This window comes from Halosolutus gelatinilyticus (assembly GCF_023028105.1).
Lineage (GTDB): Archaea > Halobacteriota > Halobacteria > Halobacteriales > Natrialbaceae > Halosolutus > Halosolutus gelatinilyticus.
Window position 1 is genome coordinate 229,730 of sequence record NZ_CP095492.1, and the last position, 24,712, is coordinate 254,441.

At 59.5% G+C, this 24,712-nt stretch carries 19 protein-coding genes and 3 pseudogenes; 14 read left to right on the plus strand and 8 right to left on the minus strand.

Going from position 1 to position 24,712, the window contains the following annotated elements:
• The first annotated feature begins 253 nt into the window (after positions 1-253).
• From MUH00_RS20160 to MUH00_RS20175, 4 genes are all read left to right on the plus strand, one after another.
• Positions 254-1,699: a cytochrome ubiquinol oxidase subunit I gene (locus MUH00_RS20160; protein ID WP_247004633.1), complete on the plus strand. Its 1,446-nt coding sequence runs from the start codon at positions 254-256 to the stop codon at positions 1,697-1,699.
• On the plus strand, positions 1,692-2,690 hold the full coding sequence (locus MUH00_RS20165) for a cytochrome d ubiquinol oxidase subunit II (RefSeq protein WP_247004635.1): 999 nt from the start codon (positions 1,692-1,694) through the stop codon (positions 2,688-2,690). Before MUH00_RS20160 ends, MUH00_RS20165 begins: the two co-directional genes overlap by 8 nt.
• A 331-nt stretch (positions 2,691-3,021) precedes the next feature.
• Positions 3,022-3,732 carry an FkbM family methyltransferase gene (locus MUH00_RS20170; RefSeq protein ID WP_247004637.1) on the plus strand — a complete coding sequence of 237 codons (711 nt, stop codon included), beginning with the start codon at positions 3,022-3,024 and terminating at the stop codon, positions 3,730-3,732.
• Between the two features lie 411 nt (positions 3,733-4,143).
• A complete protein-coding gene (locus tag MUH00_RS20175; protein WP_247004639.1) occupies positions 4,144-4,992 on the plus strand; it encodes an alpha/beta fold hydrolase in 849 nt (282 codons plus the stop codon).
• 45 nt (positions 4,993-5,037) lie between these two features.
• Here MUH00_RS20175 and MUH00_RS20180 read toward each other — a convergent pair whose 3' ends face one another.
• On the minus strand, positions 5,038-5,601 hold the full coding sequence (locus MUH00_RS20180) for a helix-turn-helix domain-containing protein (protein ID WP_247004641.1): 564 nt from the start codon (positions 5,599-5,601) through the stop codon (positions 5,038-5,040).
• Between the two features lie 218 nt (positions 5,602-5,819).
• On the opposite strand from MUH00_RS20180, the pseudogene MUH00_RS20185 reads away from it, so the two are divergent.
• Together MUH00_RS20185 and MUH00_RS20190 are read left to right on the plus strand one after the other, a co-directional pair.
• A pseudogene (locus tag MUH00_RS20185) lies at positions 5,820-6,071 on the plus strand (hypothetical protein).
• 181 nt (positions 6,072-6,252) lie between these two features.
• Positions 6,253-7,083 (plus strand): annotated as a pseudogene (locus tag MUH00_RS20190) (IS5 family transposase).
• A 330-nt stretch (positions 7,084-7,413) separates the two neighbouring features.
• Here the strand turns inward: MUH00_RS20190 and MUH00_RS20195 are convergent.
• Positions 7,414-7,671, minus strand: a complete 258-nt coding sequence (locus MUH00_RS20195) for a hypothetical protein (RefSeq protein ID WP_247004644.1) — start codon at positions 7,669-7,671, stop codon at positions 7,414-7,416.
• 175 nt (positions 7,672-7,846) lie between these two features.
• Here MUH00_RS20195 and MUH00_RS20200 point away from each other — a divergent pair, with 175 nt between their 5' ends.
• Positions 7,847-8,392 carry an SDR family NAD(P)-dependent oxidoreductase gene (locus MUH00_RS20200; RefSeq protein WP_321576107.1) on the plus strand — a complete coding sequence of 182 codons (546 nt, stop codon included), beginning with the start codon at positions 7,847-7,849 and terminating at the stop codon, positions 8,390-8,392.
• A gap of 377 nt (positions 8,393-8,769) precedes the next feature.
• Here the strand turns inward: MUH00_RS20200 and MUH00_RS23270 are convergent.
• The 6 genes and pseudogenes from MUH00_RS23270 to nikB form a co-directional block, all read right to left on the minus strand.
• Positions 8,770-9,363, minus strand: a pseudogene (locus MUH00_RS23270) (glycosyltransferase family 2 protein); the annotation flags it as partial.
• Positions 9,364-9,536: 173 nt separating this feature from the next.
• The gene (locus tag MUH00_RS20210) at positions 9,537-10,121 is read right to left on the minus strand and encodes a hypothetical protein (RefSeq protein WP_247004727.1); all 585 of its coding nucleotides are present in this window, start codon (positions 10,119-10,121) and stop codon (positions 9,537-9,539) included.
• A 66-nt stretch (positions 10,122-10,187) separates the two neighbouring features.
• Positions 10,188-11,735, minus strand: a complete 1,548-nt coding sequence (locus MUH00_RS20215; protein WP_247004648.1) for an ABC transporter substrate-binding protein — start codon at positions 11,733-11,735, stop codon at positions 10,188-10,190.
• On the minus strand, positions 11,735-14,056 hold the full coding sequence (locus tag MUH00_RS20220) for a dipeptide ABC transporter ATP-binding protein (RefSeq protein ID WP_247004650.1): 2,322 nt from the start codon (positions 14,054-14,056) through the stop codon (positions 11,735-11,737). Before MUH00_RS20220 ends, MUH00_RS20215 begins: the two co-directional genes overlap by 1 nt.
• Positions 14,057-14,058: 2 nt before the next feature.
• Positions 14,059-14,979: a nickel transporter permease gene (gene nikC, locus MUH00_RS20225; RefSeq protein WP_425603072.1), complete on the minus strand. Its 921-nt coding sequence runs from the start codon at positions 14,977-14,979 to the stop codon at positions 14,059-14,061.
• Entirely contained in the window at positions 14,976-15,917 is a 942-nt protein-coding gene (gene nikB / locus MUH00_RS20230; protein ID WP_247004651.1) for a nickel ABC transporter permease, read from the minus strand. Before nikB ends, nikC begins: the two co-directional genes overlap by 4 nt.
• Positions 15,918-16,460: 543 nt before the next feature.
• Between nikB and MUH00_RS20235 the strand changes: the two genes are divergently transcribed.
• From MUH00_RS20235 to MUH00_RS20265, 7 genes are all read left to right on the plus strand, one after another.
• The gene (locus tag MUH00_RS20235) at positions 16,461-16,883 is read left to right on the plus strand and encodes a nuclear transport factor 2 family protein (protein ID WP_247004653.1); all 423 of its coding nucleotides are present in this window, start codon (positions 16,461-16,463) and stop codon (positions 16,881-16,883) included.
• 1,195 nt (positions 16,884-18,078) lie between these two features.
• Complete coding sequence (locus MUH00_RS20240; RefSeq protein ID WP_247004655.1) at positions 18,079-18,609, plus strand: redoxin domain-containing protein; 531 nt, start codon at positions 18,079-18,081, stop codon at positions 18,607-18,609.
• The gene (locus MUH00_RS20245; RefSeq protein WP_247004657.1) at positions 18,606-19,160 is read left to right on the plus strand and encodes a DsbA family protein; all 555 of its coding nucleotides are present in this window, start codon (positions 18,606-18,608) and stop codon (positions 19,158-19,160) included. The genes MUH00_RS20240 and MUH00_RS20245 overlap by 4 nt, the downstream gene beginning before the upstream one ends.
• 133 nt (positions 19,161-19,293) lie before the next feature.
• Positions 19,294-20,736: a formate/nitrite transporter family protein gene (locus MUH00_RS20250; protein ID WP_247004659.1), complete on the plus strand. Its 1,443-nt coding sequence runs from the start codon at positions 19,294-19,296 to the stop codon at positions 20,734-20,736.
• A gap of 370 nt (positions 20,737-21,106) precedes the next feature.
• Positions 21,107-22,165 (plus strand): alpha/beta hydrolase, encoded by a 1,059-nt coding sequence (locus tag MUH00_RS20255; protein WP_247004661.1) that lies wholly within the window; start codon positions 21,107-21,109, stop codon positions 22,163-22,165.
• Positions 22,166-22,401: 236 nt separating this feature from the next.
• On the plus strand, positions 22,402-22,938 hold the full coding sequence (locus MUH00_RS20260; RefSeq protein ID WP_247004663.1) for a YqaA family protein: 537 nt from the start codon (positions 22,402-22,404) through the stop codon (positions 22,936-22,938).
• A 1,003-nt stretch (positions 22,939-23,941) separates the two neighbouring features.
• The gene (locus MUH00_RS20265; protein WP_247004665.1) at positions 23,942-24,709 is read left to right on the plus strand and encodes an IclR family transcriptional regulator; all 768 of its coding nucleotides are present in this window, start codon (positions 23,942-23,944) and stop codon (positions 24,707-24,709) included.
• The last annotated feature ends 3 nt before the right edge of the window (positions 24,710-24,712 follow it).

A 24,712-nucleotide genomic window follows, 5' to 3' on the forward strand; every position in this document is an offset into this window, starting at 1 on the left:
GGATAGAGGATCGAAGAGATCCCTTCGTTCCGCGGAAAAAGAACCTGAGGGGGAGAAATCCGTTGCTTTCGATGATCTGAACAGCGCCACTGCGCCCGAAATCAATCACACAATCGCTATCAGCCAACCGCGTCTGGCGGTTGCCATCTGGTACAAAAACTACGGCCGCGAGCACATAAAACACCGTAGTACAGTACCCGAAAGCAGGACGCATAGCGGTACTCATACGCTCGAGAGCTGTACTCTCGACTGCATGCCCACCACAGCCTTCCTTTCTGCTGATCCGGGTTGGATGGCGTTTCTCTCCCCGGAGATTGCGAGTCGGGCACAGTTTGGCTGGACAATTACTGTTCACATCATCTTCGCAGCGCTATCTGTCGGGCTCGCTCCATTTATCATATACTTCACCTGGAAGGGAGTCTCGACCGACGACGAGCGATTCAGCAAGCTACGGTCGTTCTGGACGAACGTCTTCGCTGTCGGGTTCGTCATGGGGACAGTCACAGGAATTCCGATGAGCTTCCAGTTCGGAACGAATTTCCCGCGGTTTTCGGCAGTCGCCGGGGAACTGATCGGTGGGCCGCTGGCCTTCGAAGCAAAGATGGCGTTTTTCCTCGAGGCCATCTTCCTCGGCGTGTTGCTGTTCGGACGCGAACGAGTAAGTGATCGGACGTACGTCCTTTCGTCGGTACTGGTCGGCGTCGGCGCGTGGCTGTCGGGATTCTGGATCCTAGTCGTTAATGCCTGGATGCAGACCCCACGGGGATATGAGATGGTCACACGGAACGGGATGGAAATCGCCACGCTTACCGACCCGGTTGCTGCGTTCTTCACTCCACGACTACCGTGGATGTACGTCCACATGATTAACGCGTCAGTGATATCCGTCGCGCTGCTGGTTGGAGGCGTTTCGGCGTATCTCGTGTGGAAGAAGCCGAGCTCGAAAGCGTGGACTACCGCGTTAAAGATCGCTGTACTCATCTTGCTCGTGTCGGCCCCGCTTCAGGCGATCCACGGTGACGCATACGGCCGCCACGTCGCGGACACTCAGCCACAGAAGTTCGCGGCTATGGAGGCCCACTACGAGACGGGGCGGGCCGATCTCCACCTAGTTGCCGTGCCCACACGTCCCAGTGCGCTAACCGACCCACGCGCGGAGAACCTTTTCACGGTGAGCCTCCCGGGTATGGGATCGTTCCTCGCCAGCGGGGGTGATCCCAACGCAGAGGTGCTCGGCTTGAACGAATACGAAGAGAACCCGCCAGTTGCACTCGTTTTCTGGTCATTTCGGATTATGGTTGGGCTCGGCTTCCTGTTCATCGGGCTCGCGCTGTGGGGTGGTTCTCTCATCTACAGGGGGACGCTCGCCGAGAACAGCCGGTTCTTGAAAGCGATGATGGTTGCGTCGCCGTTGGGCTACGCCGCGCTGCTCACCGGCTGGTACGTCACCGAGATTGGCCGTCAACCGTGGGTAATCCAAGGTGTACTGCGGACCAATGACGCGATCTCGCGGTCGCTGACGTCTTTCCAAGCGACGGCGACGCTAATCGGTTTCGTCCTCATCTACGTCGGATTGATCGCCGTGGCGTTACTCGTCTTGCGGTGGATGGTCTTAGATGAACTTCGGGAACTCAGCGTGATCGAGACGTCGCGTGACACCGATCGCGATCCCGTTCCACAGGTGGGTGACGATGACTGATCTGCTCCCTGTCGACGGCTATCTCGTCGAACAGCTGCCGGATGTGTGGTTCGGCGTCGTCATGTTCGCGCTTGCGATGTACATCGTCCTGGACGGGTTTGATTTCGGCATTGGCATGCTCTATGCGACCCGCGAGGACGAAGCAGATCGGGAGACGCTACTAGCAGCGTTCGGGCCGATCTGGGACGCCAACGAGGTGTGGCTGATCGCGTTCGGGACGATGCTGCTGGCGGCGTTCCCGCGAGCGTACTCGAGGTTACTGGCCGATAACTACCTGCTGGTACTCGGGTTCGTTCTCGCGTTGCTGTTCCGAGGCGTCGCACCGGAACTGCGCGAACAGCGCGAAGACGAGGAGTGGCAATGGACGTGCGATGTTTCGTTCGTGGTTGGCAGCACGCTCGCCCCGCTGTTGTTCGGTGTACTCGCCGGACGATGGGTTTTCGATGCGGCAACACTGTCGATTCCGGCGCTTTTGACGGGTGTAGGACTCGTTACGGTGTCAATCGCTACCGGTGCGGCGTTCTTAGCGGCTAAGACTGATCCCGCTCTCGCCGCCGAGATGCGCGATTACGGGATCGTCGCAACGCTGGCGTATCTCGGTGGCCTGGTCGCTCTGCTCGTGACCGTCGTCATGACTGACGCTGGCAGGGTCGCGGAGACGGTTCTCTCGGCGCCGGCGGCCACGATCGCCGGCCTCTCGATCGCTGCAGGAGTGGGCGGGATCGTGTTGGCTCGTCGCGGGCGGTACCGACAGTGGCTCGCGAGTGCGCTGGCGCTCCCCGGATTATTGAGCGTCCTCGTCGCGCTGTTATTGTATCCGAATATTTACCCGCCGACCGGACTGACCGTCCGCGAGGCGGTCGTCTCGCCGCTCGCACTCAACCTCGTCACCGTACTGGGACTCCCAGTTCTCCTCCTCGTCGTCTGGTACTTCAAGTTCCTGTACACCGTCTTCAGCGGCCCAGTGACCGGTGACTCCTATAGCGGTTGAAATTCTCATCGTTGCGGTACCGATCGGCAGTATTTCTTCCGACGGTCGAACTCTGGTTCGTCTTCTGGCGTAGGAACTTCCAATCGTCACGCAAATCGCCCCAGAGATGGCGAAACGGAACGCCGAGTCCATAACAGCAGTAGGTGGTGTTGACATCCTCCACCTTGAGCGGAGGAATCCCGATCGCGTTCGGGATATTTCACTCTGTTGAGACCCTGTTAGTTCAATACTTCCATAACTGAAACAGCTGTTAGATAGGTGTGAAGTCATCACGTGGATGGTGACGGAACCTTATTGGTATATCGCGTACTAGCACCGTCTCCTCACTATCATGGACCAAGATGAAGAGCGTTCGATCGAAGAACCCATCCAAACGACGATTTGCAGTGTCGACGTGCAGTTCCATGCGGCATCAGCGAGAGAACATCGATTCCTTCCCGACGATACCGGAGCACATGCTGAGCTGTTCGAGGATATGTTTTCTGAAATACACGAGGACGACGTCTTCTTCGATATTGGTGCTCATATTGGCATCAATAGCTGTGTAATTGGTCGAAAGTACCCCGAGATCGACATCGTTTGTTTCGAGCCCCGTCCTCAGACGCGTGGGAGCCTAGAGACGAACCTCGAGTTGAATGGCATCGACGCCATCGTTATGGATTGTGCCATCTCAAATTCGGATGGGACGATAGCGTTTGACATTCAACACGACACGCCTGGTGAGATGGGCGAAGTTCGCCATTCGAAGCGGGGGACGGAAACGCCAGTTCGAACGCTCGATGGGGTCGTCTCGGATGATGGTATCCCATCACCGACGGTGGTTATGTCGGACATCGTGGGGGAGGAAATAAATCTGCTCCGTGGCGGTTCGACGACCTTCTCGTCGCCAACGACACGGCTGGCATACATCGTAACCCACGACCAGCCATTAGAACGTCTTGGAAGTAGTAAGCAGGATGTTGAGAAACATCTAAAAAAGAATGGGTTTGATGAGTTGAAATATACCCGAGATAATCTCCTCAAGGCCAAGAAGTCAGGGTAGTTCGGATAACTGTAGGGAGTGGCACTTATCGGCCAAACGCCATCGGTGGGATGGGAGCGGGCGTTTTATGCAGTTGTGATATCCGCATCATCTTCACTTACCTGAAGTCGGCTATGTGGATTCGTCATGCATGGATAACTGCGAAATTTAGACGTCTGTGTCAATTTTGAGCCCAACTGTGCATGGGGCAAGCTACCTAGCCATCCACTAGAGTGTCATAGAACGCTTCACATACCTCGGTAGCAGCCCAAGAAACGCTATCTGAGAAGCAGCCGGCATTGATGCTATTCAGAACCAACTGTAGCAGGCCTCTCAACCGTGAGTCGAAAACCATGCCAACCGTTCTATGACACCCTAAGTCAACCTCAGATAGAACAAAGTATTTCTGATGACCACATTATTTATTGAATAATGGGCTCAAATTCACAGATAACTAACTCCGTCACTTCAAAAGATGGAACTACTATTGGCTATCGGCAACTCGGTCAGGGGCCGGGCATAGTCCTTGTTCACGGAGCTATGCAATCCTCGCAGAATCTCATCAAACTAGGAAGGATATTATCTGATCCATTTACAGTCTATATCCCTGACCGTCGAGGACGTGGTTTAAGCGATCCACACGCTAGCAGTCACAATATCCAGAAAGAATGTGAGGATCTGGATGCGCTCTTAAACAAAACCAACACTCACAATGTATTTGGGCTAAGTGCAGGTGCAGCTATATCACTACAAGCAGCACTAATGCTGCCAGAAATACATAAAGTCGCCGTGTATGAACCTCCACTGTTTACAGAGGAATCAGATCCAATAGATTGGGGAACACGTTATGAAAAAGAACTTGCTCAGGGTGATTTGGCTGAAGCATTTGTTACGATCGGGAAGGGTACCGGTGTATTTCCGCGCATATTTCGCATCTTACCCCGATTTCTGCTAGTACCACTTATGAATCGCGCCTTAAAAAATGAAAATGAGGATGAAAATGATGTGTCTCTCACGGATCTCATTCCGACGGTTCAATATGATCTCCAGATGGTTAGGAGTGCTCACCTAACACCGAGTGATTTCGAGGAGCTATCGACTGAAATCCTATTATTGGGTGGTGATAAGAGCCCTGAGCGCTTGCGGAAGTGTCTTGATGAATTGGAGGCTGTCTTGCCAGAGGCAACTAGAATCGAATTCACTGGTCTCGACCATTTGGGCCCTGACAATGATGGAAAACCGAAACAAGTTGCTCAAGAGTTGCATCAATTCTTCTCATAAGAAGTAATATTCAGTTAGACGTTCAAAACAATATAAGTCTCGCTGTTATACAATTACAGACTTGATGATCTTTGCCTCTATTCGCCGAAGATGATCGCCGATCGTCCCTTGTGACAGCCCGAGTTCAGCCGCCAAATCACTCTGCGTTGCACGACGAGGGATGTCGTAGTATCCCTCCGTGATCGCTGCCCGGACGACCTCCTTTTGACGGTCAGTTAATTGCCCCGCTGGATCAGTTATGTTTATCTGATATACGCTAGTGAACGCGAAGAACTCGAGTAATATTGCTAGCCTGAGTCCGTTTAGAGACTCAGAGCCGAAGCTGTTCACTGTGTCCATTAGAGGTAGATACCCGAGTGTCAGAATAGCCGCGAACACCAAGCTAACTACGAGAATGACGAAAAACGTGAGGCTGAAGACTGTCTCTGCATTCGAGAGCCAACTCGCTATGATGAACCCGGTGACAAAAACGAACAGCAGAGCGTTAAGACCGATCAGGTTCTTCTGCGGGTCATCACTGTCGGCATGCGTCTGAATTCTTGAAATTGCTTGGTGAGCGAAGTCAGCGATGCTTCCTTCCTCGTAAGATTTCTCCCCCGGTGATACCATAACCTCATATTTCCGTCATTCTCGCTTAAATCTGCCCCGAAACAATATATGATGCATAGTTTGTGGAAGCAAGTCGGCGAGCAAAGGCCATCTCCGGTGATATCCTTCTGTTGTCCTCTTTGCCCACTTTTTATCAAGGAGAAATATAGTGACAAAAGCAATGGTGGTGAGATATTCTTAAACGGTTGGACAGCAAACTGTTCAAGCACGGGATTGAGATGTACGATACAGCCGGTCCCCGTCCGCCGCTGCCAGAGTGGATCCTCGAGTGCTATGCAGTCCTCTGTGAATAGGAAGTCGATGAAGATATCTCTTCTTTTTCTCGAGAACAGGCCCTTGACACCCTCTTGGAAGCTCAAACAATAGAACTCGAGCCTGAAGACGTGAATCATGCACTCACTCGGCTTCTTGAGCGCGGGTATCTCTACGAGGTCGATGATAAACTGCGAGTGACAAACCCATCTGAGTAGTCTCAGCTCATACACTACCGGTCAGAGTTACCGGGAATGGAATCGGTGGTCAGCCGTTGGTCCCTGAATATGCCCAGCGAGAGAGACAAGATACTGTTTGTAGGGCTGTCTTGAATCACTAGACGGCGTCGGGGTAAGTCAGTAAATCGAAGGAGTTGAAGCGGAACGACTTCGGTTGTCCATGACCCAAATCTCCCGCTTCACCGAGCGTTGCGTCCCGATTGCACAAAGAGTTACGGGTGAACGAGGCGAATCCGCCGCCCCGAGCGGTGGCGGCGGATTCGCCGACTATGCCCTCGTTTCGCTGCAGTGTCTCCAGGTTTACCTCGATACGTCCTATCGAATGACGATCGATCTGCTGAAGGAAATGCCACAAATAACAGAGGAAATCGGCCGAATCAAGGCCGATCTCCCCGCACCTTCTACGCTGTGTAAGGCGTTTGATCGGATCGAGATGAGCGTTTGTCGAGTGTTGCTGCGCCAGTCGGCGCAGCTACACGATCTCCCTGAGCGCGCTGTAATCGACGCTACGTTCTATGAACGAGATCGTGTAAGCCGCCACTACTGCCAACGAACGAATTATCGCGTTTAGACGCTCAAAGTTACAAAACTCATCGATACAGCAACGCAAGCTGTGCTCGATCTTCACTGCTCGACGACGTTAGAAGGAAGTGACGCGGATCTCTGTGGGCAGATCGCCCGCCAGAATGCGGGCGATCTGCGGTCTCTGGCTGCTGATAAGGGCTATGACAAGCAACAACTCCGCGAACGACTTCGTGACCTCGACATTCGCCCACTGATCAAACATCGGATCTTCGTTCCATACGATCATGCACACAACGCTCACATTGATGAAGATCGGTACGCTCAGCGGTCAATGACCGAAACCGTTAACTCCGCCGTCAAGCGCTCGCACGGCGTAGCCGAGCGAGCGCGTAGCTGGTAACGGGAGTTCCGTGAGATTGCTCTGATATGTGTCGTCTACAACATCAAACGTGCCGTCAAACAGTGAAATCCACCGTCTTACAGCGATTCAACAGAACCCTCGAGTCCGAAAAAGTCCCTGATGATGAGTGGGAATGCCAGCGCTGTGAAGCGCCCCGATATCGACTGGAACCAGACGATCTCGATAAGTGGGGCAGCAGGCTCAACCAATGGTATTAGCCTTGTCAGGCGGAATGGGACAGGCACCTTACCGAGGAGTGTCTGTGACGGTTACCCAATAAGATAGCTACTTTACCACTCAGTTCTTCCATTCATTCTCAGGGACTTAGCAGGCTTTCATTCCATCAGAGCCCTATCGCTTTGATGACTAGTACGCTTGCAAATTTGAAGAACTCATCTAAATCTGGTTAGAACCGTTTTTCGGAAGTTCAGTGAATTTTGCCAAGACTAATACAAGGAGGGTGATGACACCGGCAGCGATCACAGAACCGTCTACGCTCAATAATGTATATATTGCAGCCATAACGATAGTAATATGTATGAGAATTAGTATAAGTATGTATTTCCTTTCTGCTCCGAGTATATGGTTTACTACGACAAATGCAAGTCCCCAGAGTAATCCAATAAGTAGTGACACTAGGTCTATCTCGATCATAAGCACAATACTATTTTACCCACAATAGAAATTACGATAGCGACTATTAAGCTAAATACTCGCAGCGCGTACGTACCGGCAGATGATTATCGTATGATTCAGATCAACGGAGAGAGCACGGCGGCGGTGGATTATCCTGATCAGAGTGCGTTTCGATGGGGGCAGGTGGAGTGACGTGTTACTTGAAGACAAGGTGGCCGTGATCTATGGCGCGGGCGGTCAGATCGGCGGTGCAGTGGCCCAGGCCTTCGCTCGAGAGGGGGCGACGGTCTTCCTCGCTGGTCGAACGCACTCGGCGCTCGAGGAGGTCGCCGGGGAGATTCGCGCAGACGGTGGTGACGCCGAGACAACGGTTGTCGACGCCCTCGACGAGGAAGCGGTCGACGACTTCGCCGACGAAGTCGTCGAGGAAGCCGGGCGTCTCGACGTTTCGTTCAACGTCATCTCGTATGAGGACGTCCAGGAGCCGCTGACCGAGATATCGGTCGAGGACTTCCTCCAGCCGATCACGGCCGCGACGCGGACACAGTTCCTGACCGCCCGGGCGGCCGCCCGGCACATGGTCGAGCGCGGATCCGGAGTGATCCTCCACTTCGGCGGAGACGGCCCACAGACGCTCCCCGGATTGGGCGGCTTCAAGGTCGCCCTCGACGCCGTCGAGGGGCTTCGCCGACAGTGGTCGGTGGAGCTGGGTGGGATCGCGAGCAGGGTGATGGGGTGAACCCGCTCGAGGATGCCAACGATGTTGTGGATCAAGCTGAACCCGTGGGTGAGGGCGCTCTCAGTACTGCCGTGTTCGACATCGTACTCGATTGACGTGCCGATCTCCTGAAAGTCGAGGCCGTCGATGTTGGCCTGATAGAGGATGTCGGTGCTCGCCCACATCCCGTCGCCGATATCCCACCCGCCGTAGATCGACTCGACCGCTGTGGCCGTGTACGCCCGGAATCCACTTTGGGTATCACGGACCCTCCGCGAGGATCGAATGCGGCCGATGAGTACGTTCGTGAGTGCGTTAACCACCCGGAGCCCGATCGATCGAGAGAAGGGTACCTCCGTCTCTGCGCCCGCCACGTACCGACTCGCGATCACGATCTCGGCTCCGGTGTCCTCCTGGATGGCGACGAGTCGTGGGATCTCGCCGGGGTCATGCTGGCCGTCGGCGTCGATGGTGACGAGGTGGTCGGCCCTGCGCTTGTGGGCAACCTCGAAAATCGTCTTGAGCGCGCCGCCGTAACCCCGGTTTCGATCGTGGGTGATAACAGTCGCACCGGCGTCGCGGGCCCGATTGCCCGTCCCGTCTGCGCTGCCGTCGTCGACAACCAGAACTTCATCGGCAAAGCCTGCGGTTTCGCGGACGACTCCGGCGATGGTTCCCGCCGCGTTGTACGCTGGAATACCAACGAGTACGTGGGGTTGCTCGGGGACTCCCCCGGATCGGCGGCTGATCGCGTTGATCTCGAACCCGCCCTTATTGAACGCCTCGAGCGTGCGCTCATAATCAATTGGTGGGCTGCCTTCCGGCTGGAGGACGAGCCCCGGGTGGCCTGCGGCCCGAACCGCCGAGGAGAGGGGCTTTCGGAGCGTTATCCAGTCGGCGTCCGATTCGGGTGGCGGGACGACTTCGACGCCGAGTTCGACGGTGAGGTCGACGATTTCGTCGGCTCCAGTATCGGTGGGCGCGAGGAACACCTGGAGTCCGTGCCGACGGGCCTCCAGAACCGTCCGGTAGATCCCGTCAGCGTCCTCCAATCGAGCGATGATCCCGATCGCAGGGGTGGCAGTTGGTTTCTATATCGACTGATTTAGCGATAATTTTACAAAATAGCTAGAGTTGGAGTGTTGCATACGCCCTCTGTATTCACCTATGGAAATCTTGCTACCCCACAGAGCGTGAGAAAAGGTATGGGCGCGAGAGACCGACCTGTATTCCGCGCCAGCGAGCGCGTGGTGCTGACTGATCCGAGTGCGAAGGAACCTGGGTACTGGGCATCCCAGCCCGGCTGACGCCGGAATAGCACGTGAGAGATGTTTTGGCTGGAGTGAGATGATCGATAAACAGTGGGCAGTGATCGTCGAATCATGTTCGACACCAACTCCAAAGAGCCCACCCCGATCGACTCCTCGTTGACGAGCAGGACCTTTCCGAGGAAGTCACCGTCTGCGGCGCGACGGTGGGTCTCGGAACCTTCGTCGAACGCGTAGCGATCATCGACGTACGGTTCGATCGTCCCGTCACCGCCGGCCGCCGCGATGCCGGCTAACTCCTCGCTGATGCACTCCTGTCGGCCACCGAGGAGCACGGGCAGGATGACCCACGACGCCGAGTTCGAGCGACTGCTGGTGCATGATGAGAGGTCGATATTGTCGGCCGCGCTGGACTCGGTCGTCACCACGGTGCCAAAAGGGCGATCCGCTTCGAAGGCGGTCTCGAGGTGGTCGTCGACGATCGGAGCAAAGACGAGGTCGAACCCATCGCCGCTCGGGACCCCTCGCCCTTCAGGGCGGGGGGACCGTCACTCCGCCGGCGTGATCGACTCGAGCCCGTACCGCAATTCCGTCGGGTGGGGTTGGTAGCCGCGCACGTTGCTCGCGGTCCCGACGACGCTCGTGTAGTTCGTCAGGACCGCGACCGGCGCGTCCTCGAGGACGATCGACTGGACTTCGTGGTAGCGTTCCAGTCGTGCCTCGCGGTCGTCGAGTTCGCGCGCCTCCTCGAGCAGCGTATCGACGCGTTCGTTCTCGTAGCCGTGGTGCAGCGACGCGGCCTCCGAGTGGAACAGCTCCGCGAGCCTGTCGGGGTCGGGATACCACAGCGTGCCCCAGGACGTGAAATAGATGTCGAAGGAGCCCTGACCGACCTGATCGACCATCGCGGAGTACTCCATGACCGTCACCTCAAGGTCGATGCCGACCGCGGCGAGTTGCGCCTGCAACACTTCGGCGATCAACGGCAGGCTCCGGGCGTCGAAGGTGAGCACTTCCACGGCGAGTTCGTCGTCGTCGCGGGTTCGGACGCCGTCGCCTTCCCCGTCGATCGTCCAGCCGGCCTCGGACAGCAGCGACCGGGCGCGGTCCGGATCGTAGCGCTCCGTCTCGAGGTCCGGATTCGCCCACTCCGTCAGTTCCGGGGTGAACGGCCCGACGGCGGGATCGTCGACACCACCGAGGACCGACTCGGTGATCGCCTCCCGATCGATCGCGTGATCGACCGCCCGCCGAACGCGGTCGTCGTCGAACGGCTCCGATTGCGTGTCGAACGTGAGGAACCTGATCCGCGGGATCTCGGGCGTGTAGACGTCGATCCCGTCGGCCGCCTCGAGCGCGCTGACCATCTCGTGGGGCAGGATGCGGGCCATCTCGAGTTCGCCGTTCTCGAGTTTCATCCGCCGCGTCTGATCGTCGTCGACGACCTCGTAGCGGACGGTCTCTATCTCGGGCCGCGCCCCGTAGTAGTCGTCGTTGCGCACGGCCCGCAGCTCGGAGCCGGGTTCGAAGGTGTCGACGGCGAATGGGCCGGTACTCACCGGATCGGCGATCGAGCCGTCCGCATCGATGGCGTCGGAACTGAGCAGCACCGCTTCGTTGCGCGAGAGGTGGGCCGGCAACGGCGCGAACGGGGTTTCGGTCTCGACGGCGACGGTCGCCTCGGCGACGGCCTCGATCGCCTCGATCGGGACGTCCGCGAACGCGGCGGAGTCGGCGGTCCGTCGGAGCGATTCGACGGCGGCCGCCGCGTCCAGGGGCTCGCCGTCGTGGAACGTCACGTCCTCCCGGAGCGCGAACTCCCAGCGGCGTTCGTCCGACCGTTCCCACTCCGTTGCGAGCCCCGGCGTCGGATTCGCGTCGTAGTCGACGCTAACTAGCGCCTCGGTGATGCCGAGGCGGCGAAGCTGGCTTCCGCCGTCCAGCGGATCGCGGCTCGGCTTCCACGGCCCGCCGATACGGAAGTCCGCTCCGTCGTCGGGGTCGCTCGAGAGGCACCCCGCCGCGGCGAGCGTCGCGGTTCCGAGCGTCGTTTGCAGCGCGGTACGTCGGTCCATCGTGAGTTGCGTATCCTTCATCAGTCGATTTCTGGCGTGTCGGTGGGGTCACTCGGCGACCTTTCGGCATCGACGGAGGCGTCGCACGCGCTCGAGTCGGCCTCGAGACGCTCGTCGCGCTCTCGGCTCGCGGTCCGGTTTCGCTCGTCCCGCCACGCATCCGCGTACAGGCAGCGCGACCGGGCGTCGTCCCCGACAGGGTCGAGGCTCGGCTCGACGCGGGAGCACTCGTCTGTGGCGACGGGACAGCGTGGGTGAACGGCGCAGCCTGACGGCGGATCGGCGGGACTGGGTGGCTCGCCGGCGAGCGCGTCCGTGGCTTGGTCCCCACCCGATCCACTGTCCGCCCGACCGCCCGGAATCGCGTCCAACAACGTCTGCGTGTACGGGTGAGTCGGCCGCGAGAGCGTCGCATGCGCCGGGCCGATCTCGACGAGTCGTCCGCAGTACATCACCGCGACGCGGTCGGCAACGTGGCGCACGACGTCGATGTCGTGTGAGATGAACAGGTACGTCAGGCCGAGGTCGGCCTGGAGATCCGCGAGCAGATTCAGTATCGTCGCCTGGACCGAGACGTCGAGCGCGGCCGTCGGCTCGTCCAACACGAGCACCGACGGCTCGAGCGCGATCGCCCGCGCGATCGCCACCCGCTGGCGCTGCCCGCCGGAGAGCTGGCCGGGATAGCGATCGGTGACGTCGTTCGGGAGGCCGACCAGCGAGCACAGCTCCGCGATGCGATCCTTCCGGCGCGGGCGCGACCAGCCCGCCTCGACCAGCGGTTCGGCGATCGCCGCTCCGACCGTCCGCTTAGGGTTGAGACTCGCGCCGGGGTGCTGGAAGACGACGCCGATCTCGGTCAGTTGCGCGTCCGTCCGCGAGTCGACGCCGCCGATCGGCCGCCCGTGGAGCCGAACGGTGCCGTCGTCCGGCGTCTCGAGGCCGACGATCAGCTTCGCGAGCGTCGACTTCCCGCAGCCGCTCTCGCCGACCAGGCCGACGGTCTCGCCCGGGCGCAGCGCGAGGGAGACGCCCCTGACCGCCGGAATGCGACCGTCGGTCCCGAGCAGCCGGTCGATGAGGGCGTCGGACTCCCGGAACGACTTCGCGACGCCCTCGAGAGTGACGACCGGCTCGTCGGTTCGCGTCGATCGGTCGCGTCGCGCCTGCTCGTGTTCGCGCGTCGCATCGCCGGCTGCGTCCGCCACGGACGCGGTCGCGCCCCCGTCGACGGCCACCGATCGCGGGTCGTTCGACGTCTCCGACGCGTTACGTGCAGCGTCCGCTCGCGCTCGTCGAGCGCGCATCGTCTCGAGCGACGCCTCGCGCGCCTCCGGGACGCCGCATCGGACGTCGTGGTCCGGTCCGACCGAGACGACGGGCTGGGTCGCCGTTCGACAGTCGCCCGTCGCGAACGGACAGCGATCGACGAAGGCACACCCTGCGGGCGGCGGGGATCCGTCCGACGGCGTCCCCTGGACCGTCGGAAGGCGGGAGCCGGACTCGCCGCGGCGGGGGAGACAGCCCAACAGCGCCTTCGTGTACGGGTGTGCGGGATTCGAACGGAGGCCCTCGGCCGGTCGCCGCTCGACGACGACGCCGTCGTACATGACGACGATCCGATCGCACAACTGTGAGACGACGCCGATGTCGTGGCTGATCACCAGCATTCCCATCCCGTGCTCGGCGTTGAGAGCAGCCAGTCGCTCGAGGATCGCCGCCTGGGTCGTCGTATCCAGCGCGGTCGTCGGTTCGTCGGCGATCAGCAGCGACGGGCGACGGGCGAGTGCGATCGCGATCATGGCGCGCTGACGCATCCCGCCGCTGAACTGGTGGGGGTAGGCGTCGATCCGCTCGCTCGGACGTGGAATGCCGACCGTCCCCATGAGCTTGAGCACCTCCGAACGGACCTCGGACGAGCGTAGTCGAGAACTCGTCCCGCGTGCGAGTTCCCGGAGCAGTGGCTGGTGATCCGGATCGCGGTGGATCCGCAGCGCCTCGGCAATCTGTTCGCCGACCGGATACACCGGGTTCAGCGTCGTCGACGGATCTTGAAAGACCATCGCGAGTTCGCGGCCGCGGAGCCGCCGGAGCGTCCGCTCGTCGGCCGTCGTCAGCTCCCGGCCGTCGTAGCGGATGCTGCCGTCGACTATCTCGCCCGGTGCCTCGAGGCGGACGATCGAGCGAGCGGTAACCGACTTCCCGCAGCCGCTCTCGCCGACCAGGCCGACGATTTCGCCGGGTTTGATCCGACACGATACGCCGTTAACCGCGTGGACGGTCTCCGAACGGGTGTCGAATCGAACGTGGAGGTTCTCGATTTCGAGAGCGTTGTTCGCGGTCATGGTCAGGTTCGCCTCCGCTGTCGGTCGTCGAGGTGGTCGGGATCGAGCGCGTCGCGCAGCCCGTCGCCGAGCAGGTTGAAGCCGATGACGGGCAGCATGATCGCGACGCCGGGGGCGGTGACGAGCCACGGGGCCGATCGCAGGTAGTTTCGGCCGTCGGCGATCATCGTGCCCCACTCGGGCGTCGGCGGCTGCGCACCGAGGCCGAGATAGGAGAGGCCGGTGGCGGCGAGCACGACGGTACCGAGGTTCAGCGTCGCCAGCACCAACACCGGACTGACGACGTGGGGCAACAGGTGTCGCCGGACGAGCCGGTGCCACGGCGTCCCGTAGAGCGTGGCAGTCTGGACGAACGGCCGCTCCTTGACGGCGAGGACGCTCCCACGGACGACCCGCGCGTACGAGGCCCAGCCGACGACCGAAAGCGCGATGACGACGTTTCGAAGGCTCGGTCCGAGCACGCCGGCGATCACCAGCGCGAGCACGAGTCCCGGAAACGCGAGCTGGATGTCGACGAGTCGCATCAACACGGCGTCGACGACGCGACCGCCCGTCGCCGCGAGCAGTCCGACCGTCGTTCCGATACCGACCCGAATAGTCGTCGCCACGAGCGCCAGCGCCAGCGAGACGCGGGCCCCGTACGCGAGCCGCGTCGCCGCGTCGCGGCCGAGCGGATCGGTCCCGAGGGGATGGGCGAGCGACGGGCCCTGCAGTCGATTCTCGAGCGCCTGGGCGGTCGGATCGTACGGAGACACGATCGGGCCGACGACGGCGACGATCACGAGGAGCCCGACCACGGCGCCGCCGAGACGGATCGAGCCGTTCGTCCGGACGGCGGGTCGATAGCGAACGAGACGGCGACCGCGCTCGAGGAGTCCGGTCACCCCCGTCGCCGATTCGGACCCAGCGTTGCGGTCGCTCACGATCGCTCACCCCGTTCGATGCGCGGATCGAGCGCGACGTACGCGAGATCGACGAGTTGGTTAGTGAGGACGAACGCGACGGCCGTCACGAGGACGACGCCCTGCACGATCGGGTAGTCCCTGGCGAAGACGGCGTCGACGAGCAGCGTTCCCAGCCCCGGCCGCTGGAAGACGGCCTCGACGACGACGGCTCCGTTGATGACGAAGCCGAACTGGAGCCCGACGATCGTTACGACCGGGATGAGGGCGTTCCGGAGCGCGTGCTTGTAGACCACGAGCCGTTCGCGAACGCCCTTCGAGCGCGCGGTGTCGACGTACTCGGCCTCCAGCACCTCGAGTATCGACGTTCGAACGAGTCGCGTGACGATTGCAGCCATCCCGGTGCCGAGCGTGATCGCGGGCAACACGAGGTGCTCGAGCGTCCCCGCGCCGGCGACGGGCGTCAGCCCGAGCCAGAGCGAACAGACGAGGATCAGCAGGTAGCCGAGCCAGAAGTTCGGCATCGAAACGCCGACCAGGGCGGCGATCTGGCTGGTTTGGTCGATCCAGGTATCGCGGTGGACGGCGCTTACCACGCCCAGCGGGACGGCGAGCAGCACCGAGACGGCCGTCGCTGCCAGCGCGAGCTCGAGCGTGTTCGGCAGGTGCGCGAGCACCAGCGACGTGACGGGCTCGGACTGGTAGTACGACGTGCCGAGATCGCCCCGGAGCGCGTCGGTGAGCCACGAGCCGTACTGGACGAGGAACGGTTCGTCCAGCCCGCGTTCGGCCCGAAAGCTCGCCACCTCGGATTCCGATGGCGGGCTCTGGCGTTGCTCTCTGAGGATCGTGTACGCCGGATCGCCGGGCGTCAGAAACACGAATCCGTACGTGATCAGCGAGACGCCGAGTAGAACCGACGACAGCGATCCAAACCGGACGAAGAGGGCGCGCAGCATCGGGGTTAGTGCCGGACGGGGGCTGACGATCGCGTTCGAACGCGGTCACACGAGCGACGGGCGCAATCGGGACGTCGTCGGTTCCGCCGTCCCGAGACGTCGCAGTTGTCGTCGCGGCTGCCCGCTCGAGTGCATCTCGTTCGCAGCGGCGTTCGGCGAATAAGTGCAGCTCTCGACCGCTCGCGGCAGGTATCGTCGTTTCGAAATCGATCAGCATCTATCGTCCGTTCCATCAAACTAAGTTGTAATAGTGAAACTTTGATTGTAAAACTTCGGATTTCTCGATGCTGTGGGGCGGGTTGAGACGGATCCGATCGATCGACGTTTTTCGAATTCACGCGATGCCTGATTATTAACACTGGGATAATGATTAATAATAGTTGCTATTCCATTCCTGTCTGTGATTATATCACATTTGTGGTGTGAGTAGTCACTGTGGTCATTTTGTGAGAATCGCTCACGCAGCCAACTGATATCAATCAATACGTTTACTAAACTCCGTTTCAGCGAAGCGTTATCTATAGTTCTCGCGTACGAACTTCTATGAAGAACCGAGAGCAACCGGATCGAACAGACACACACGCCATGCCCGAAATTTCGATCGAAGAGGACTGTGGCAACTCGCCCAGAAAGCAGTTCCTCTCGGACTTTTACGTCGCGTTCGTAGAGCGCAACGAGGAGGCGATTCGTTCGATGCTCACCGATGATGTTCGGTTGGCGATCATCGGTGAGGAAACACTCGACGGAAGTCAGAGCGTCGTGGACTCGATGGATCTCTTCCTCGACGGAATCTCCGAGATAACGGTCAACAACATCATCACCCACGGAGATATGGCCGCTGTGACCGGTGTCATAACCGCCGACAGCGGAGACACCCACGCATTCTGTGAAGTGTTCGAATTCGAGGGACACACGAAGGGCGCAAAAATCGAATCTATCGACTCATACGTAGTCGAGATGGGCTAATAGACTGAATCCGACCGTCCGGGACGAGGGGGATCGTTCTCTGAACGCTCTCGAGAAACAGATTGCTAGTATTGATAGTTGATATGCTCGCGATCGACGTCGAATACTCGCTCGTGCAGGCGGTGCAGATGTGTGGCGTCATTGGTATGTGGGGGCGGCTCGTTCGTATCACTACCCCATGTCGAGCAGAAAAGTTGAACGAAGCAACACGAACAGGACGGACGCGAAACCACCGACTCCCGGTCAGCCGATCGTCTCCGCGCTCTCTGAGCGCTTTGATCTTGCTGAACACCGGCGATATCTCGCGCGATCTCGAAGCAGTGAGCTCTGGAAACGGGCCGTCAACGGCTCCCATCTCGATCGGAGAACGGACGATTTGATCGCAGCAAGCCCCGTCGCTCTCGACGAGATCGAAACGCTGGGTCTCGGTGGTAGTCCGTCCGGACCCTTCGTGCGCGGAACTGCCACGCCGGTGAACCGTACCGAAGCCGACAGCCGAATCGATCGAGGAGCGTATGACTCATCATCCGCGTTGGAATCTCGAGCGAGGATACGTCTCAGGTGTGCTGAAACATGAACGCGAAAGCGGCTGTGATGACAACCCTCGGCGCCATCGTGGCGCTTCTCGGGATGTTATGGGTAGTCCAAGGTCTCGGAATCGTCCAGATCGGTCCCGTTTTGTGCGTCGCAGACTGCGAACCGATCACCGGACGATCAGCGCAGTGGACGGTCATCGGCGCGATAGCCCTGTTCGTGGGAATCGTTGGCATCCGAGCGGGGCTGAGACGCGTAAATCGATGATGGTTCCTACTGGAGCCCCACCGCCGATCATGACCGGCTTTGAAAACTTGATCGCCGAGAGCGACCAGGGATAGCTCGCCACCTCGCTCCGTCGATCGGGACATACGGTCTCTTTCGGGCGATCTCTCGCTGTCGAAAGTAACGCCTCATCCGTGCTCGGCTCTCCCCTGCCCAGAACGTAAGACATGACGGTCAGCCGATTTGCGCGTGCTTTCGATCTTCACATACGGCATCGTTCATCGGAGCACCCTTCCCGTCTGCCGTACTCCGTTCCGGCGTGGTCATTGGCGCGCCTGGAGTGGCGAACAGGACTTGCTATCGGTGCTGGCGGCCAAAACAGCCACTGGTAACTAATTTATATACGTGGTGCGCGTAAGGCTCTTGTCAATCAATTATGAGCACTGATCACTATAATATCCCGTGCGGAGAGACTCACCGCGAGGTGCTGTCCGCTGGGACGCGTGCACCGGAGTTTACGCTCCCGACTACGCCGGATCAGACAGTTTCACTCAGCGATTTTCACGGTCAGCCGGTCGTCCTTGCGTTCTATCCGGCCGATTGGAGTCCGGTCTGCGGCGACCAGATGTCGCTGTACAACCAGCTCCTCCCGGAGTTTCAAGCTCACGGGGCGCAACTGCTCGGAATTTCGGTCGACGGCGTCTGGTGTCACCACTCCTTCGGGGAAGATCGGAGTCTTCACTTCCCATTGCTCGCAGATTTCGAGCCGAAAGGCGCCGTCGCAAAAGCTTACGGCGTGTATCGCGATGACGTCGGGACAAGCAAGCGGGCGTTGTTCGTCATCGACGGCGGCGGTATCATTCAGTGGAGCCACGTCTCCCCGGTCGGAATTAATCCGGGTGCCGACGGTATCCTTCGCGAACTCGAAGCCCTCTCCTCGACCATCGAGGTGGGAGAGAGTCGATGAGCGGTGGATCGATCCAATCGGACGTCTCCCGATTGGTTGTTCCCGTAAGTGAAGACGACCACCGGCAGGGCCCCGACGACGCCGCCGTAACGCTCGTCGAGTACGGCGACTACCAGTGTCCGTATTGCGGTCAGGCGTATCCTGTTATCAAGGAAGTGCAGGACCGGTTCGAAGACGACCTGCGATTCGTCTTTCGCAACTTCCCGCTCACCCACGTGCACGAACACGCCCAGCACGCCGCCGAGGCGGCCGAAGCTGCCGGAGCGCAGGGCGAAGCGGAGTTCTGGGCGATGCACGATCTGCTTTACGAGCATCAGGACGCCCTCGACGACGAGTCGCTGAGTACGTACGCCGACCAACTCGGTCTCGATTCCGAGCGGTTCCGGCGCGACGTTGAGAGCCACGCCTTCGAAGAGCGAATCCACGAACAGTTCATCGGCGGGGCTCGTTCGGGGGTCAACGGAACGCCGACGTTTTACATCAACGGTGAACGCTACGACGGGTCGTGGTCGACATCCCTGCTATCGGCTGCGATCCAACGAGCGCTCTAACTTGCGAGATTCGCGTGATTATCGTCAGCGATGATACCATAAGGAGAGAAAACAGATGAGCCAAGTCGAAACGCCAACGCTAACGATGCCAGTCAGCGGACGCGATCATATCCGCGGAACCGACGAGGCTTCGGTGACGCTCGTCCAATACAGCGACTACGAATGCCCGTACTGCGGGGACGCTTACCCAGTCATCCAGCGGATTCAAAACCGGGTCGGCACTCGGCTCCGGCTCGTGTTTCGGAACTTTCCGTTAACGCAACAACACCCGCGCGCACAACAGGCAGCGGAAGCTGCCGAGGCTGCGGGCGCGCAGGGTCGGTTCTGGGAGATGCACGATCTCCTCTATCAACACCAGAACGCACTCGCTCGGGATGATCTCGTCGGGTACGCTGAGCAACTGGATCTCGACATCGATCGGTTCACGGACGAGTTAGACGCTGAGACGTACGAAGAACGGATCCAAGAGGACATGCTGAGCGGCGTGCGCAGCGGCGTGAACGGAGTTCCGACCTTTTACATTAACGGTGAGCGCTACGATGGCCCACTCACGTTTGACTCGTTACTCGCGACGATCGCGAGCGCAGGAAACCTGACCGATATCGAACGCTCGATGCAACTAGAGAATCGAGAGCTTCGAGAGACGATCGACAGATCCCGCCTGGGCGCGCCCGCAGCCGGCGAAGCGGTTCGCGATCGGTTTTCTGCGGATGAAATTTTCCAACGCGTAACGGCGACCGCCTACGAAGATGTCGAACGGAGCAAACAACTGCTGTTCTTCAGCGGCCTCGCTGCCGGTCTCAGCGTCGGGGGGACGTTCCTCGCGCGAGCAGCCATGACGACGGCCTATCCGGACGACCCAACCGGGATGGGAAACCTCCTCTATCCGATCGGCTTCGTCATTATCGTTCTCGGGAACTACCAGTTGTTCACCGAAAACACGCTAACACCGGTCACACTCGTCCTGACGCGATTCGCAAGCCTTCCACAGCTCCTTCGCCTCTGGATGATCGTTCTCGCCGCGAACGTCATCGGTGCGGGAATCGTCGCGTATCTTCTCGCCACGACGAGCGTCTTTCCCCCGGCGACCGCCGAGACGGCCCAGCAATTCGGCGAACACGCGCTGAGTATCTCGTGGTCGGCGCTTTTCTATAAGGGCGTATTCGCCGGCGGACTCGTCGCAACGATGGTCTGGCTCGTACACGCCGCGCGAGACACCCTCTCGCGATTCTTCCTCGTTTACTTGATCATGTTTACGATCCCCGCCACGGAGCTGTTTCACTGCGTCGTCGGCGCTTGCGAAGTGCTGTTCCTCGCGTTCGCCGGCGAGGCCGGGTTTTTCACCGTTTTCTTCGAGTTCTTCGTCCCGGTCGTCCTCGGGAATACCGTGGGCGGCGTCGTGTTCGTTGCGCTCGTGAATTACAGTATGACTGAAATCCGGAGCTTCCCCGACCGAGACCGAGAGCGACGCGAACTCACCTGGCCGGAATGGCTGCTTGGGGTTCGTTTGGTGGAACGGATCCGGGCGAAAAAGAGTAGCGATGATATCAATACGGAGAGAAGTTTCTCTGACTGAGTATACAGTAGATTTGAGCGAGACCGTTCGAAGCGCACACCCTGACTCGGCGGTATCAATACTATCACTCCCAGAGACCGGGTGGTTGTTTTCTCGACGATCCATCTCACAACCCCCCAACAGTCAGCCATTAACGCGACGCGGATCCTCCGATCGCTCTCCAACAGGTCCCGAACGAGCTACTGGACTGCTCGATCCGACTACATGGTCGTCCATATATTCGGCAGACAGCAGGCCATTTACGCGATATCACGCGGAATCGATCTCGGTTGGTAACGGAAGCTTGCCAATATTGCGTGGAACAGTAACAATCGTCATCTGCGTCGGCGGAGACGGCTGACGTGACCAAGTCGTCAGTTGTTGCTGAACGATGGACGATGCGGTTGTACGGCTTCAGGTCACGAGATGTGAGAAACGCATGATGCAGATCGATTACACGCGCTCAGCGGTCGACTCCAGCGGTCTCCGCGCTGAACGACTCGATTCGGACGCACAAGCACTGCTAGATACGCTACAAGCCGAAGGGGCGCCCGACCTTACGCAGCTGTCGCCCGAACAAGCCCGCACGCTCCTCGGTGACCTGTTCACTCCGGACGTCGAACCCGAACCGGTCGCTTCGGTAGACGAACGGGAGATTCCGGCGTACGCGCGGGACATTCGCGTGCGAATCTACGATCCGGAGCCGGGCCGAACGCTCCCTGCAGTCGTCTACTTCCACGGTGGCGGGTGGGTCGTCGGTAACATCGACACCCACGACAAAGTCGCTCGCTCGCTGGCAACTAACGGCGAGTGCGTCGTCGTCTCCGTCGACTACCGAAAAGGGCCGGAACACCCGTTCCCCGGAGCCGTCGAAGACGCCTACTTGGCGACGAAATGGACCGCCGACAACGCTACGGAACTGGGCGCCGGTGCGGGGGTAGCCGTCGCTGGTGAGAGTGCGGGAGCCACCCTGGCGACGGTGGTCGCACAGATGGCCATCGAGAAGGATCTCGGCGCCCCGGAGATCGACTATCAACTGCTGTTCTATCCCGTCACCGACCACTCCTTCGACACCGAATCGTACGAGATAAACGCGGATAATTACTTCTTGACGACCCGGGGAATGGTCTGGTTCTGGAATCACTACCTCCGCGACGATATCGACGGAGCGAACATGCGAGCCTCCCCGCTACGGGCTCCCGAACGGGTTCTCGCCGAACTCCCGCCCGTAACCATGTATTCTTCCGGGTACGACCCGCTCCGGACCGAACAGTTCGCGTACGGGAGAGCGCTCGCCGATGCGGGCGTTCCCGTCGAGCATACTCACTACGAAGATATGATTCACGACTTCGCTAACATGAGCCAGCTTGCGGACCCGTTTCCCGCGATCGAGGCGGGGAGCGATGTACAGGAGCGCGCCGGCAAAGCGCTTCGCGAGGCGTTCGAATAACGCACTCGCCGGGCTCCAGAACACTCACTCGTTGCCCCTCGCTCAAACACGTCGACGACCTGCTCGCCGAGGCGGACGAGGCTGGGCTCGTTCGTGTTCGCGACATAGAGAAGGTGAACGGCGGCGCCCGTATCGATGGAATCATCGATACATATTCGACGTTCAATGGAGACGGCAATAACGGAGACGAAAAGAGGTAATCCCATATGTACACGTCGCGTATTCCACTGTTGCTCATGCTTGAGAACCTCCCACTCTTATTCCTCGGGGGATTTGAGACGATCGTCGAATCAGCAACAGGATGGCCCGGGATGGGCATAATCTTCGTCTACTCGTTTCTGATCGCGTTCGCCCTGCCGGGACCCAGCGAAATCGTCCTGATTGCGCCACTCGATCTCGGTCTCCCTTCGTGGGCACACCTCTCGAGTATCATGCTCGTCAGCGCGACCGGGAAAGCCGCGGGCAGCGTGTTCGCGTTCCACATCGGCCAAGAAGTCAAACAGTCCGGGCCGGTCGTTCGATGGTTACGGCGGTCCAGATGGGACGTCTTACAGTGGTCGGAGAAACGCTCCGTCAAACTCGCACAACGCTACGGCTACGGCGGCTTGGCGATCGCGCTGTCCGTCCCGTTTTTCCCCGACACGATCTCAATCTACGCCTTTGCCGTGCTCGAACGGGACTACGCGAAGTTCGCGGCCGCGACGTTTCTCGGAAGCCTCGGGAGACTCGTTATCACGGCTGGTCTCATCGGAGGACTCGCGGCAGCGTTCTAAATTTCGGCGCCTCTCTCGAACGAGTAAACCGCTCGTACGCCGTCAATCAGCTGCAGCCCGGAAATCGATGATCTTCTCCTCCCTTCCTACCCGATGCCACGCATCGTAGTTCGACCTTCCTGAGGGATACGATTCGATCGATTCTGCGTTTCATTCACCAGTAGCTTGCCATGTTTATTAGAAAGACAAAACAGCGTTGCGAGGATCATGACTCGAGGGTGCGCTGTTGCAGGATCTCTGCCCCGGCGGAGAGCTGGCCTCTCCCATTTCTCGAGCGTACTGGCGATCGATTCGAGACGAGCAGCGCACTCCGGTGTTCCACGTAGGGAAACGACGGAAACGACCGCTATCCCTTCTCTTCCGGGTGGTCAGCCCACAGATACACAGAGTACGGTTCCGGTGTATCTGGCCGAATAAAGAGATATCAAGTCGAGGAGCAGACGATGCTTGTATAAGGTCTAACATACATTTCCTCTCACAACGTATGAAGACGATCGGCGAAGGAACACGGCGGCTGGGTCGGCGACTCTGCGTCCGGACTTCCGACGCTACGATCGGTTTCGAATCTACGCCGATCGCGGTGTCGACACGGTGCTAATTCCCGCTCCAACTACCGAATTCGTCGCGGATACCGTCCCAAGAAGATCCGCCGTCGGATTTGAAACGCATCTCGCCGATCGAGACGCTGATTTCGGATCGCGCGACGAGGGGTTCGATGCTGTTCCCGTGTGTTTCAGAGTAGATTGATACCAATGAGCATACTGCGTTCGCTGTTATGAAACGTCTAGATCCTTGCCAACGTCAGAAATTGCGCTAACATGGTGCATGGCCTACCGGATATTACAATAGTACGGTTGTATAAATTTGTCCCGTCGATCGTCCGTTTTCGCGATCGCCGGTCGAAACTGTGTTTCATCACAGCGAACGGCGACGCTTTCCTCTCGGCGGCCGAACACGAATTATTGGAAATATATTATATGCCCAGTCGCCGTATCGGGTGCGTATGGAAGGGGACGAAACCGACGGGCGTTCCATCAAATCTGACGAGACTCTGTTCGCTATCATCGAATCCCTCCGGGAAACCGGCGACGCGGGGGTGACGGAACTGGCGGACAGGCTCGACCTGGCCAAGAGCACGGTGCACAAACACCTCGTTAGCCTTGAGCGACACAGGTACGTCGTCAACGAGGACGGCCGGTATCGGCTCGGCCTGCAGTTTTTCAACGATGGTATCTCCGTTCGGAACCAGTACGAGGTCTACCACGCGGCGAAGGAGCGGATCGATCAGCTGGCCTACGATGTCGACGAAACCGTGTGGCTCATCGTCCCCGAAAACGGGATGGGGATGTTCGTCTACGGGGTTCCGCGGAACGAGTCGTTTTCGTTCGACTCGACGATCGGGAGGTGGGTTCCGCTCCACGCGAACTCGGCGGGCAAAGCGATGCTGGCGCACCTGCCGGAACGCGAGGTCGAAGACATCGTCGACCGACGCGGGCTCCCGGCGCGAACCGAGAACACGATCACCGACCGAACTGCGCTGTTCGAGGAACTCGAACGAGTCCGGGAACGGGGCTATGCAGTGAACTTCCAAGAGGACTTGCGTGGGTTACACGCTCTCGCGGTGCCGGTAATCCGGTCCGAGAGACCGATCGCGGCGGTGGCGATCGCCGGAGCCGCAAACCGGGTCACGGAGGAGCGGATCGAAGCGGAGCTCTCCGAACCGCTGCTCGAGGCCGTCGATGACATCGAGCTCCGCCTCGTGTACGGGTAGCCG

Bases quoted from the DNA above. Each gene is read 5' to 3' on its own strand.
- MUH00_RS20180 (WP_247004641.1), bottom strand. From the start codon at position 5,601: ATGGTATCACCGGGGGAGAAATCTTACGAGGAAGGAAGCATCGCTGAC.
- MUH00_RS20245 (WP_247004657.1), top strand. From the start codon at position 18,606: ATGAGCGGTGGATCGATCCAATCGGACGTCTCCCGATTGGTTGTTCCC.
- MUH00_RS20255 (WP_247004661.1), top strand. From the start codon at position 21,107: ATGGACGATGCGGTTGTACGGCTTCAGGTCACGAGATGTGAGAAACGC.
- MUH00_RS20165 (WP_247004635.1), top strand. From the start codon at position 1,692: ATGACTGATCTGCTCCCTGTCGACGGCTATCTCGTCGAACAGCTGCCG.
- MUH00_RS20235 (WP_247004653.1), top strand. From the start codon at position 16,461: ATGAAGAACCGAGAGCAACCGGATCGAACAGACACACACGCCATGCCC.
- MUH00_RS20260 (WP_247004663.1), top strand. From the start codon at position 22,402: ATGCTTGAGAACCTCCCACTCTTATTCCTCGGGGGATTTGAGACGATC.
- MUH00_RS20160 (WP_247004633.1), top strand. From the start codon at position 254: ATGCCCACCACAGCCTTCCTTTCTGCTGATCCGGGTTGGATGGCGTTT.
- MUH00_RS20240 (WP_247004655.1), top strand. From the start codon at position 18,079: ATGAGCACTGATCACTATAATATCCCGTGCGGAGAGACTCACCGCGAG.
- MUH00_RS20220 (WP_247004650.1), bottom strand. From the start codon at position 14,056: ATGACCGCGAACAACGCTCTCGAAATCGAGAACCTCCACGTTCGATTC.
- nikB (WP_247004651.1), bottom strand. From the start codon at position 15,917: ATGCTGCGCGCCCTCTTCGTCCGGTTTGGATCGCTGTCGTCGGTTCTA.
- MUH00_RS20175 (WP_247004639.1), top strand. From the start codon at position 4,144: ATGGGCTCAAATTCACAGATAACTAACTCCGTCACTTCAAAAGATGGA.
- MUH00_RS20195 (WP_247004644.1), bottom strand. From the start codon at position 7,671: ATGATCGAGATAGACCTAGTGTCACTACTTATTGGATTACTCTGGGGA.
- MUH00_RS20215 (WP_247004648.1), bottom strand. From the start codon at position 11,735: ATGAAGGATACGCAACTCACGATGGACCGACGTACCGCGCTGCAAACG.
- MUH00_RS20265 (WP_247004665.1), top strand. From the start codon at position 23,942: ATGGAAGGGGACGAAACCGACGGGCGTTCCATCAAATCTGACGAGACT.
- MUH00_RS20170 (WP_247004637.1), top strand. From the start codon at position 3,022: ATGGACCAAGATGAAGAGCGTTCGATCGAAGAACCCATCCAAACGACG.